Source organism: Candidatus Thermoplasmatota archaeon (genome assembly GCA_035541015.1).
In the GTDB taxonomy this organism is placed as follows: domain Archaea; phylum Thermoplasmatota; class SW-10-69-26; order JACQPN01; family JAIVGT01; genus DATLFM01.
Window position 1 is genome coordinate 23691 of record DATLFM010000105.1, and the last position, 11283, is coordinate 34973.

Below are 11283 nucleotides of genomic sequence, written 5' to 3' on the forward strand. Positions count from 1 at the left end.
ATGTAGCCCCCCCGCCCGTGCGAACCTCTGGAGAAGACGACCGCTTGGTGTTGAAACCCGGAGGACCCCCGCGGCGCGGACCGGATCGCACGACCCGGCAACGGATGCTCGACGTCCGGCGGGAGCCGCATTTCAAGTACGATTTCAAGGAGGTCCTCGCGGAAAGCAAGCTTCCGCCCGAACAGATGAACTCCTTGTACGCGAGCACCCGCTCGAAGGGACAAAACCAGGACGTCGACGCCGCGAAGGCCTTCCTTCGGTCCAAGGTGGACGAGGGCGTCCTCACGCGCGACCTGTGCGACCGGCTCACGTCGCTTCTCGACCGCTACTCGCGCTGGCGCTAGGCTCGGCGTTTCCGGCGCGCGGCCCTCGCGCCCACGCGAGGGCGCGTCGAACGGGCCTTTTCCGCCAGGCCCACCACGCCATCCCCGCGATGCCTCCGTACACGAGGACACCCAAGACCGGGTGGATCTCGAAGAGGACCCACGGGTTGAGCGCGTAGACAAGGGAACGCTCGCTGCCGTCGAGCGCAAGCTCGGCGCCGTTCCAACGCGCCGCCGGAGCGTGGCCGGGCGCGCCCTCGACGAGAAGGACGTTGCCCGCCGGCCCCGCCGGCTCGTGCGCGACGCGGGCCGACCCCGTCGAGCCGGCGACCGTTACAGCGGGAAAGCCGGCGCGCAGCCCAACGTCGCGGACGTCCCGAAGCTCCGCCACGATCGATTTCGACGGGAACCGAAGCCCAAGGCCCACGGGCACGCGCGCCTCCGACAGACGGAGGCTTGACGACATGGGCTCGTCGGCCGCCATGCGCAGTCCGCCGAGCGTCTCCAGCGAGAACGCGGAGGGAAGCCTCGCCTCGAAGGCGATGCGGGCGTCGGGACCCAAGGCCTCGTCGTCGAGGACCGAGAGCGCACCCTGCAAGGAGAGCCGCGCGCCCGGCGCGCTGCCGGCGTACCGCACGACGCCCGATCCCGCCTCCAGCGAGAATTCCGAAGGAAGATCCTCCGCCGCAAAGCGAAGCGACGGTCCGCCCGCGCGGTCCATCTCAACGGCGACGGAGGCAGGACCGTCGCCCGCGTGGCGCAGGCGCACCGCGCCGCCGCCGGCCGAGGCTTCCAGGACCGAACCGCCCGGAAGCGTCGCCTGCCCGCGCACGCGAAGCCCGTCTGCGTCGAGGGCAAGGTGGAAGGCGCCCTCGGGAAGCCCGGCAAGACGAAACGAGCTTGTCCCCTGCTCCTTGGCGAACCGGACCTCCTGCGGGAAACCTCGCACGTCCGCGTGCGCGGCCCAGACGGGCCCGCGCACGACGGCTCCCACGCCCTGCTTGGGGCGAGGCGGCATGAGGGGATTTTCAACGGCCAAAGGCCCCGCCGCAAGGTCGACGACGGCGTCCAGGGGACCCGGGAACGACAGCGCAAGCGAATCCTCGCCATAGACGACGGAAGCGTCGCGAGGGAAGACCGCGATCCGGGCAGCCGCGTGCATCCGCCGATCGCGCGCGCGGTCCTCCGAGCGATACTCCACGGTGAGGTCGCTCGTGTCGGACGAACCGGCGTACGACGTCCGCGATTCGAGGCCGTTTCGCGTCGTCGCGCGGACGACCTCGATGGAGACGTCGTCGGGCAGGGCCGCGGCCCGGAACTCCGTGCGGCTGGCGACGTTCCGCGCCTTGGCGACGCTTGCCGCCGGCGCTTCCTCGAAGACCTCGCGGACGACCGACCGGACCGAGCGTGGGATGGCGTCCACGTTCACGGCCCATCCGGAACCAAACGCATCGCCAAAGCGCGACACGACGTACGCGATGCCCGCCGCGGGCAGCGCGTCGGCGAAGGCGGGCTTCACGCTTCCGCGCCAAATCGTGCCGGCGAGGCCCGGGCGGGACGAGGCCTCGTAGGAGAACGCGCTCTCCGCGTCGGAACCCCACGCGGCCAGGCGCAGGCGGGCGGGAAGGGCATCGAGCCGCAGGTCGGCCTCCGTGGGGATCGCTCCCGCGGAGGACAGGAGCACTCGAAGGGGCGCGCCGCCCGAAGCGTCCATCGCGAGCGACCAGCCGCCCTCTCCCTGCTCGTAGACGAGCGCGGAAAGCCCCGACAGCCGGCCCGCGAGGCTCCACTGCCCGGCGCTTGCAAGGTAGGCCACGTAGTCGCCCGCGACGTGCGCGTACTCGGGAACGTTGCCGAAGGCAAAGGTCGCGCTTGCGATCGGACCGTCGCCCCGGTAGGACACACCGTCCTCGCCGTAGGCGAAGGCCAGCCGCGCGGGAACGCCCCGAAGGTCAAACGCAAAGTAGCGCTCGCCGCCGCTTTCGACGGCAAGGGCAACCAACGGGGAGGCGGCATCGAGCAGGAAGCTCGCGCGGCCCCGCGTGGCGATTGCGGCCTCCAGCCGCGCGGGCACGCCGGAGGCGGCGCCGGAGAGGAACCCGCCGGGAAACGTATGGGCAAACTCCACCGACGCAAGCGCGCGGTCGGCGCGAAGGGAGAGCAAGGAACCCTCGCCCCTTGGCGCAAGGGAAAGCGCCAGCGAAGGCGGCAAGTCCGCGCGCACGGCAAGCGTCCGCGCGGCGGAAGCCTCGCCCCAACGCGCGCCCAACGAAGCGAGGGTGGACTCGGAAGCTTCCCATGCCACGCGCGCGTGGTCGACGCTTGCCGACAGGCGCGCCGGCGGCGGGGAGAGCGACAGCGCGAGGCTTGCGGCGTCGCGCCCGCCGGCCTCGCCCAGGATCGTGAGCTCGGCCGGAGCGCCGCCGATCTCCGCCGACAGCTCGTAGCCGGTGGCCGCGGCGGCGCGCCGAAGCGAGAGCACGAAGGAGTCGGGCGCCTCGGCCGCGCGGTAGCCGACGGCCACGCGCGCCTGCACGCCGTGCAAGACCGTCTCCTTGATGAGCAGCACTTCCAGCGGACCCGTGGACGCAAAGCCCACCTTCGCGATCGAGACGCGCGCCGCAAGCGGCACGACGCCGACGTCGGGGACGGCAAGCGCGGTGATTGCAAGATCGGGAAGGTTCCCCGCAAGCCCGCCTGCGGGGCGCGAGCCGGGGACGTCCACGAGTGCCGGCACGCCCACGAGCGCCGCCGTCCGGAAGGTTTGGGTGCCTGCGCGGATCTGGATCCAGTAGCCCGCTCCGCCCGACCAGCCGACGGAGGAAGGTCGGCCAAGCGCAGCCGGCGCGGGCGCCTCCACGTCGCGCGGCTGGACGATCCGGTGGTCGACCGGATCGGGGGCTGCGACGGCAGGCGGCGGCGCGAGGGAATCGACGGGGCCAGGGGAGGAGGCCCCGGGGAAGGGCACGGCCAGGATGGCCAGGACCACGGCTGCCGCCCGCACCGCCCGCATGCCCCTTCCTTTCGCGCGCAACGAACATAAGAAAGAGAGCGAGGCGCGAGGTCCCCCGCGCGCCGCCCGGGACTTCGGGCAATCGCCCCAGGGCCCCCGACGTAGGGTTCATCGTTCGATTCCGGCGGGAAAAGACGTTTCCGGCCCCAACGGCACGAGAAACCATGGCCGGAACGGCTACCTCCCCCACCGCCTCGCGCTTCCTCCGGCTTGCAAACGAGATGCCCGGCGCCTCCCTGTCCGCGCTCGCGCGCGCCCTTGGAGTGGACCCCTCCACGGCCGCCTACCACGCGCGCCGCCTCTGCCACGAGGGCCACGTCGTCCTCGTGCGGGGCGGCCGCGAGCTGTGCGCGTTCCCAGCCAACGCGGGCTACTGCCCATGGCAGCGCCGGGCGCTCCCGCTCCTGCGCGCCGCCTCCGCCCGACGACTGGCCGCCGAGATCGTTCACGAGCCCGCGACGCTTCCCGAAGTCGCTCTGCGCGCGCGGGTCTCCATCGCCGCCGCGCGGTGGGCATTGCGTCAACTGCGGCGCCTCGACGCGATCGAGGCGTGCCACGGACAATGGCGCGTCGTTCCCTCGCGCCGCGCCTGCCTTGCGCGCGCGCTTGCCGGACTTCCCTGCGGGCGCTGCGACGAGGCGCTAGCCGCACCCGTCGGCGCCGCGGGAATCCGCAAGCGCCCGGAGCCGCTTTTCGATCCGCGCGGCGTGGGTCCCTCTCCAATAGACCTTCCCGCACGCCTGGCAGCGCCAGAATTCCGCGACCCGCCGCAGGACGGCTTCGGGAACCGCGTCTTGGACCGCGGGAGCGTCGACCTTGTGGAGGACCCCGTTGCACGTCGTGCAGCGGGACAGGAAGCGATCCTCCCGAACCCCGAGCGCAAGACCCGCCACGACCTCGGCCAACTGCTCGCCCGGATCCAGCGACCGCACGAGGAAGCCACGGCCGCCGGCCCGGCGCGCAAGCGCCGCGTCCCGCGTCAGCAGCACGCGGTCCTCCGCCGCGGCCTGCGCGAGCAGCGCCTCGTCGGCGCGGTCCTTGGCGTAGGCGGCGTCCTCGCCCAAAAGCCGCAGCCACCGCGACAAGGCGCCGAGCATCTCGTCGCACAGGAACCGCACGCTCTCACCGCAGCACGCGATGCTTGAGCAGGATGCCCTCGCCCAGGCGGATCGTCTCGTGAAGCTCGAGGCGCACCACGTCCTCCGGCGAAAGCGCCCCCTCGCCGTCCGCGGGCGTCGGCGCGCCCCCGCCCACGACGGTGGGCGCGACGTACACGAGGAACTCGTCCGCCAGCCGCTGCCGCAGGAAGGAGGCGAGCACGCGGCCGCCGCCCTCCACGAGAAGCCACCCGACGCCGCGGGCCGCAAGCTCCGCGAGCACGAGGGGAAGCTCCACGCGCTCGCTTCCCGCCTCCACGACCTCGGCGCCGGCCAGCGGCCGCGCGCGCCCCTTGGCGCAAAAGACAAGCGTCTTGGCCGGTCCGCGCAGGACGCGAGCGGATGGCGGCGTGCGAAGGTTCGAGTCGAGGACGACGCGCAGCGGGTGATGCGGGCGCGGCACGAGCTCCTCGTCGACGAGAAGCTCGGGATCGTCGCGCAGCACGGTCCCGGCGCCCACGAGGATCGCGTCCACGCGCGCGCGAAGCTCGTGCACGCGCTTCTTGTCCTGCGGCGAGGAGAGGCGAAGCCGGGCGCCGCCCGACAGGGCGATCTTGCCGTCGGCGCTCATGGCGCAGTTGAGCGTGACGCGCATCGCCGGCCATGGCGCGTTCCCGGCCAAAAGCCTGCCGGACGGGTTACTGCGCAATTGCGCAGGAAAACCGGCCGTGCAAATTTCTTGCACAAGCCGCCGTCGGTCCCGAAAAGGCTTATGGCATGCCAAGACGACGGCGCACGGGGAGAACCGTGTCGACCGGGGCTACCATCGCGGCGACGCTTGCCCTCGTGGCGTTCCTGTGCCTTGCGTCTGCCGGAAGCGCGAAGCTTCCCGACCCGCCCACCAAGACCCCCGACGACGTACGCCAGCATGCCGCCGACGCCCAGGGGTACCTTCGCGATCGCGCCGAGGACCTGGAGCCGTGGGAGCGCGTGGGCCACGCGCGCGACGCCGCCGAGGAGGCGATCCCGGCCGCGCCGCAGCCGGACGAAGCGACGCTTCCGCTCGACGAGCTCCGAAGCGAGGCGAGCGCGGCGCTTGCCGTCTTGGACCAGGAGGTCCCCGCCTTCGAGCCCGACGTCTCCCGTGAAGACGTCTGCAGCACGGAAGCGCTGCTGGTCGATCCGCTTCGCGGGCTCACCCATGCGCCCCCACCGGCGCTCGCCTGCGGAGCGGGCGAGGAGACGGCGACGTCCCGTCTGACCGACGACGACCGCGCCGACACGGCTCGCCTTCGCGAGCATATACTCCGTGCGGCGGGCGAGCAGGCCGCGCGCGCGATCGAGCGCGCGGCCGCGGACGACGCAGCGCCGCCCGCCGCGCGGGCGCCTGCGCGCTCCGTCCACGCAGCCGACGCGCTGCGCGCGGAGACCGCGCCTGGCGCCTCGTTGCCGCTGTGGCTTGCGGTGGGCCTCGCCCTTGCGCTTGCTCCCCTTGCCCGTCTCTACCGGCGCCTCACGCGCGACGACACACTTGCGAACCCGACGCGCCGCGCGGTGCTCGACCACGTAGCCGCTCGGCCCGGCGCCACCGCGCACGAGGTCGCGCGCGCATGCTCGATCAACTACCGCACGGCCGCCCACCACCTCGGCGTCCTTCACGAGTTCGGAGCGCTGGAGGCACGCGAGGTGGGCGCGCGGCTGCGGTACTTCGGCAACGGACGCCTCTCGGACGCTGGCAAGCGCGCGGCGCTTGCGCTGCGGCACCCGCAGGCGGCCCGCGTGGTCCGCGCGCTTGCGCGCGATCCGCGGGGCTCGCTGTCGGCGCTCGCCGCTCGCGCGGGGCTTCCCAAGAGCACGGCCAAGTGGCACGTGGACCGCCTCCGGCGCTTGGGCCTTGTTCTGCCCGACGGGCGGCCCGCCGCCGAGGCGATCGACGGGGCCCTCACGGGGCCTTGACCGGAAGCGCATGCCAAACCTTTATGGTGCCACGCCCGTGCTGACGCGTCCATGGCCTCGCCGTCGGATCTCACGGAGATCGCTCGCCGCATCCGCGTGTCCGCGCTCGACATGATCTACCGGGCGCAAAGCGGGCACCCGGGCGGAAGCTTCTCCGAGACGGAGATCCTCGTCGCGCTGTACTTCGGCGGCGTCCTGCGCGTCGATCCCAAGAACCCGTCGTGGCCCGACCGCGACCGGTTCATCGTGAGCAAGGGCCACGCAAGCCCGGGCGTCTACGCCGCCCTTGCCGAGAAAGGTTTCTTTCCCAAGGACGAGACGAAGGGCTTCCGCGCGATCGACTCCCTCCTGCAGGGCCACGTGGACACGAAGGTCCCCGGCGTGGAGTTCTCCGCGGGGTCGCTTGGGCAGGGCCTCTCGTTTGGCGTCGGCTGCGCGCTTGCCGCGCGCATGGACGGAAAGTCCTGGCGCACGTTCGTGCTCCTGGGCGACGGCGAGCTCCAGGAGGGCCAATGCTGGGAGGCGGCCATGACGGCCGCCCACTTCAAGCTCGACAACCTCACCGCGATCGTCGACCGCAACGGCATCCAGAACGATTGGTTCGTCAAGGAGACGAAGGACCTCGGCAACGTGGCCGCCAAGTTCGCCTCGTTCGGATGGCACGCGGTCGAGTGCGAAGGGCACGACGTCGGAGCGCTCGTCGCGACGCTGCAAGCCGTGGACCGCGTGAAGGGCAAGCCCCGCGTCGTGGTCGCAAACACGGTGAAGGGCAAGGGCGTCTCGTACATGGAGAACAACCCCGACTACCACGGCAAGAGCCCCAACGAGGCCGACTACCGGAAGGCGCTCGTGGAGCTTGGAGCGGCCGGGGGTGGCCGCTGATGTCCGCGCCTGTCGTCGCCACGAAGGGAAGCGCCGCCACGCGCGAGGGGTACGGGCAGGGCCTCCTCGAGGCCGGCGACCGGTACGGCGACGTCGTCGTCTGCGGAGCGGACCTCAACGTGTCGCTCCTGCAGACGGGCTTTCGCGACAAGTTCCCGGACCGGTTCTTCAACTTCGGCATCAGCGAAGGCGACATGGTGTGCGCCGCTGCAGGGCTTGCGGCGTGCGGCAAGGTCGTGTTCGCCGGCACGTTTGCGATCTTCACGGAGCGGGCCTTCGAGCCCATCCGGAACACGATCTGCCGGCAGAAGCTCGACGTGAAGATCGCCGGCTCGCACGCGGGACTCATGACCGGCGAGGACGGCTCGTCGGCGCAGGCGATCGAGGACATCGCCATCTACCGGGCGCTTCCCAACATGCGGGTGCTCGTGCCGGCCGACGCCACGGAAGCGCGCATGGCCACCGTGGCGCTCGCCCGGAACCCGGGCCCCACGTACATCCGCCTCACGCGGGGCAAGGTGCCCGTCCTCTTCGGGGACGACCACCGCTTCGAGCTTGGAAAGGGCCAGATCCTCCGCGACGGCACGGACGCCACGATCCTCGCCTGCGGCCCGCTCGTGCACGAGGCGCTGAAGGCCCACGACGAGCTTGCGGCGCAGGGCACGCGGGCGCGCGTCGTCAACCTGCACACGGTGAAGCCGCTGGACACGGAGCTCGTCGTCCGGTGCGCCAAGGAGACGGGCGCGATCGTGACGGCCGAGGACCACAGCGTGATCGGCGGACTTGGCGGCGCCGTCGCCGAGGTGCTCGCCGAGACGCGGCCCACGCCGCTTGTCCGCGTGGGCGTCAAAGACACCTTCGGCGAGAGCGGCAAGCCTTCCGACCTGTTCCAAAAGTACGGCCTCACGGCCAAGCACGTGGCCGCCGCGGCGCGCGCCGCGATCGCGCGCAAGTAGCCGGACGACGCAGGGCTAATAAGCGCGGGCGGCGCTAGGCGGCGCGACGATGACGCAAGCGCGAATGCACATCGAGTACGACGGGCGCCTCTACCTCGTGCCCGACGGAAACGGCCGCCTGCGCCTGCCCATCGAGGGGGAATCGCTGCCGTTTCCCGTGAAGGAGAGCCGCCGCGGCCTCGTCGAGGGAACGCCCGTCGTCTTTGCCCACCCAGTGCTCGACCGCGCGCCCGAATCCTGGCCCTGGAAGGACGACGTGCACGGCCGCACGGACGTGGAGGAGCTGGCCAAGGCGACCGTGCACCGCACGATGATCCGCGTCGTTGCGAAGGTCGCGCTCACGAAAGGGCCCGCCAACGCGCCCGACGTCCTCCTCGTGGAGCCGCGGCAAGGGTTCTTCGAAGGGCGCTGGAGCCTTCCGGGCGGCTACGTCGACTACGGCGAGAGCCCCGCCGAGTGCATCGTCCGCGAGATCGAGGAGGAGCTTGGCGTGCCGTGCGAGGTGGAGCGCTACGTTTCGATGGAGTCGGGCGTCGTGCCCAGCGGGGTGCATTTCCTCTCCGTCCTGTTCCGCGGCAGGCTGCATTCGGAGGACTTCCGGCTGAAGGAGGACGAGATCGCTCGCGTGGCCTGGTTCCCGCTCGAAGACGCCGTCCGGCACGTGGGGGGAAGCCTCACGGGCCGCGGGCTTGCGCGCCTGAGCGAGCCGCCGGCCCACTGAGGTTGCCATGACCGACGGAGCCGTGTTCCTCGACCGTGACGGCGTCCTCAACGAGGACGTCTTCCCCACGCCGCTGCGCTGGTCGCAGGTTCGCTTCCTGCCCGGCGCGCTCGCCGCCGTCGCGCGCCTCACGCGCGCGGGGCTTCGCGTCTTTGTCGTGACGAACAAGACCGCGATGGGGTGGAAGGTCCTCTCGCCCGCGCGCAACGACGAGATCAACCGCGGCATCCTCGCGGCGATCGAGGAGGCCGGCGGACGCGTCACGAAGCTCTACTTCTGCGGCCATCACCCGTGGGCCGGGTGCGAGTGCCGCAAGCCCAAGCCGGGCATGCTGGTGGCGGCGCAGCGGGAGTTTGGCGTCGAACCGGGGGCCTCGTGGATGGTGGGCGACAACCTCACCGACGTGCTGGCCGGTCGCGCCTTTGGCGCGCGCACGGCGCTCGTCTACGGGAGCGAGGCGCGAAGGCGGCGACTGGCCCGAGGGATCGCGCGGGCGCGACCGGATCTCGTGGCCCCCGACCTTTCCTCGGCGGTGGACCGCATCCTCGCCGACGGCAAGGTTCTTGCGCCCGGGCGCGATGCCTCGCCGCCATGACCGACGCGTGGCCCTTCTCCGTCGAGGTGCCGATCCGCTTCCGCGACTGCGACCCCATGCGCCACCTCAACAACGCAGTCGTGGCGACGTATCTCGAGATTGCGCGCACCGACTACTACTGGTCCCGTCGCGGCATCGATTCGCTCGACGCGATGGACTTCATCCTGGCGCGCGTGGAGATCGACTTCAAGAGCCAGGCCACCTTCGGCGAGACCCTCGTCGTTCGGTTGCGGCCCAGCTCCGTCGGCACATCGAGCTTCGTGCTCGACTACGAGGTGCGCGAGGCGAGGACGCAGCGCCCGGTCGCGGCGGCAAAGACGGTTCAAGTTTGCTACGACTACGCGTCGGGCCGGAAGACGCCCGTGCCAGCCACGCTGCGGGCGGCTCTGATCGCCGACGGGGCGACCCTTCGCGAAGCGCCGGCGGCCTAGCCCGTCGGGGCGCACGCCGGGCACGCGGTGGACCGCCGCGCGGCAAGGTCGCCGATCCGAAGCACGAACCCGCAGCGGGGGCACGCCCACGCGCGAACGTGAGGATGCAACGTCACGCGCCCATCGTTTCCCGCGAGGCTCGCGACGCTTGGCGAGCGGCAGGACTCGTCCAGGCAGACGGTGAGGTCGGGGCGGCTCATCGCGAATCGTTGGGGCGGTCGCGGCAACGACCTTCCGCCAAGGCTGCACCGGATTTCGACGTCGCAACCAAAATCAGGATATACCCACCGCCCGGTAGCCGGGCCATGCGACGGCTTCTGCGCGCCTCCACGCTTGCGCTTGCGATCGCTCCCCTTCTCCTAGCGGGCTGCCTGGGGTCGGCCGCGGCCGGCACGGCGCAGGCCAACCTCCCCCCGGCCGAGTCGAGGGCCAAGGAATGGCACTCGGGCGCAACCCTGTATATGATCGTGGGCGCGGAGGGAACATGGATCGGCGCGTTCGCCGGCGGGGGCGGCTTCGGGCTCTCCTCCGGCGAGCGCTCGCGGGTGCAAAGCGACGGCACCGTCGGCGACGGGCGCACGGAGGTCTGGGTCTACGTGTTCAAGGCGGCGGGCAAATCGAAGGCCTTCGTCGTGGTCACGGACAAGGACGGAAAGGTCCTGCGCGCCGAGGAGACGGACGCCTCGGACACAAACGAGCTTCTGCCGGTGGGCGAATGGAAGATCAACAGCGACGAAGCCCTGCGACGCGCCAAGGACGCAAACGAGGGCTTGCGGCGAGGCGTGGAGTCGTCCAACTTCGGCATCGCCGAGATCCTCCGCCGCGAGCAGGGAGAGACGCGCGCCCAATGGCACATCGCCGGCGGCGGCGGGGACGCAAGCGGTGGCGGCGGCGGGTACGTCAAGCTCGACGCGGTGACGGGGCAGGTCCTCGAGAGCCAGGGCGGCTACGGCTCCGCCTCCGGTTTCGGCGGCTGGACGGGATACCCCTAGATCATTCCTCGCGGGCATCCAATCGCCTCAAATGCGGCGCCCGGCCAAGGGAAGGTCAGGTGCTGCAACATGAAATGGCGCGCAACCTGGTTGGGAATGGGAACGATCGCCCTCGTGGCGCTGGCTCTGGCCGCGCCCGGCGCCGCGGCGCTCTCCGGAGCGCTCGGAGCCGGCGGCGGCGGTGGCGCCACGGGGAAACTGGACGTCGCCGACGTGGGCAGCGTCCGTGGGATGGCCGGAGGCGGCGGCTCCCTCAACGCCGCGCTCGCTTCCGACGACATGGCCGCGACCGGGGACGGCAACGCCGACGCTTCGGC

The 11283-nt window shown here is 71.6% G+C and carries 13 protein-coding genes; 10 read left to right on the forward strand and 3 right to left on the reverse strand.

Annotated features, from left to right (window positions below):
• Nucleotides 1-17 precede the first annotated feature (17 nt).
• A complete protein-coding gene (locus VM681_10385; protein HVL88391.1) occupies nt 18-344 on the forward strand; it encodes a hypothetical protein in 327 nt (108 codons plus the stop codon).
• Here the strand turns inward: VM681_10385 and VM681_10390 are convergent.
• Entirely contained in the window at nt 307-3336 is a 3030-nt protein-coding gene (locus tag VM681_10390) for a hypothetical protein (GenBank protein HVL88392.1), read from the reverse strand. The genes VM681_10385 and VM681_10390 overlap by 38 nt on opposite strands.
• Nucleotides 3337-3500: 164 nt before the next feature.
• Between VM681_10390 and VM681_10395 the strand changes: the two genes are divergently transcribed.
• Nucleotides 3501-4481: a hypothetical protein gene (locus VM681_10395; protein ID HVL88393.1), complete on the forward strand. Its 981-nt coding sequence runs from the start codon at nt 3501-3503 to the stop codon at nt 4479-4481.
• On the opposite strand, the gene VM681_10400 is transcribed toward VM681_10395, so the two are convergent.
• Nucleotides 4459-5088: a 2,5-diamino-6-(ribosylamino)-4(3H)-pyrimidinone 5'-phosphate reductase gene (locus VM681_10400; protein ID HVL88394.1), complete on the reverse strand. Its 630-nt coding sequence runs from the start codon at nt 5086-5088 to the stop codon at nt 4459-4461. The two genes, VM681_10395 and VM681_10400, sit on opposite strands and share 23 nt — an antisense overlap.
• 122 nt (nt 5089-5210) lie before the next feature.
• Here VM681_10400 and VM681_10405 point away from each other — a divergent pair, with 122 nt between their 5' ends.
• Genes VM681_10405 through VM681_10430 form a run of 6 tightly spaced genes read left to right on the forward strand, consistent with a single transcriptional unit; the run spans nt 5211 to nt 9974 of the window.
• Entirely contained in the window at nt 5211-6389 is a 1179-nt protein-coding gene (locus VM681_10405) for a helix-turn-helix domain-containing protein (GenBank protein ID HVL88395.1), read from the forward strand.
• A gap of 51 nt (nt 6390-6440) precedes the next feature.
• Nucleotides 6441-7271: a transketolase gene (locus VM681_10410; protein HVL88396.1), complete on the forward strand. Its 831-nt coding sequence runs from the start codon at nt 6441-6443 to the stop codon at nt 7269-7271.
• Nucleotides 7271-8227, forward strand: a complete 957-nt coding sequence (locus tag VM681_10415; GenBank protein HVL88397.1) for a transketolase C-terminal domain-containing protein — start codon at nt 7271-7273, stop codon at nt 8225-8227. The genes VM681_10410 and VM681_10415 overlap by 1 nt, the downstream gene beginning before the upstream one ends.
• A 49-nt stretch (nt 8228-8276) precedes the next feature.
• Nucleotides 8277-8948: an NUDIX domain-containing protein gene (locus tag VM681_10420; GenBank protein ID HVL88398.1), complete on the forward strand. Its 672-nt coding sequence runs from the start codon at nt 8277-8279 to the stop codon at nt 8946-8948.
• A gap of 7 nt (nt 8949-8955) precedes the next feature.
• Nucleotides 8956-9543: an HAD-IIIA family hydrolase gene (locus VM681_10425; GenBank protein HVL88399.1), complete on the forward strand. Its 588-nt coding sequence runs from the start codon at nt 8956-8958 to the stop codon at nt 9541-9543.
• Nucleotides 9540-9974 (forward strand): thioesterase family protein, encoded by a 435-nt coding sequence (locus VM681_10430; GenBank protein HVL88400.1) that lies wholly within the window; start codon nt 9540-9542, stop codon nt 9972-9974. The genes VM681_10425 and VM681_10430 overlap by 4 nt, the downstream gene beginning before the upstream one ends.
• On the opposite strand, the gene VM681_10435 is transcribed toward VM681_10430, so the two are convergent.
• Nucleotides 9971-10174, reverse strand: coding sequence for a hypothetical protein (locus tag VM681_10435; protein HVL88401.1), 204 nt, complete (start codon nt 10172-10174; stop codon nt 9971-9973). The genes VM681_10430 and VM681_10435 overlap by 4 nt on opposite strands.
• Nucleotides 10175-10279: 105 nt before the next feature.
• On the opposite strand from VM681_10435, the gene VM681_10440 reads away from it, so the two are divergent.
• Entirely contained in the window at nt 10280-10966 is a 687-nt protein-coding gene (locus VM681_10440) for a hypothetical protein (protein ID HVL88402.1), read from the forward strand.
• Between the two features lie 96 nt (nt 10967-11062).
• Nucleotides 11063-11283: hypothetical protein (locus tag VM681_10445; protein HVL88403.1), on the forward strand; the 221-nt coding region annotated here is incomplete at its 3' end.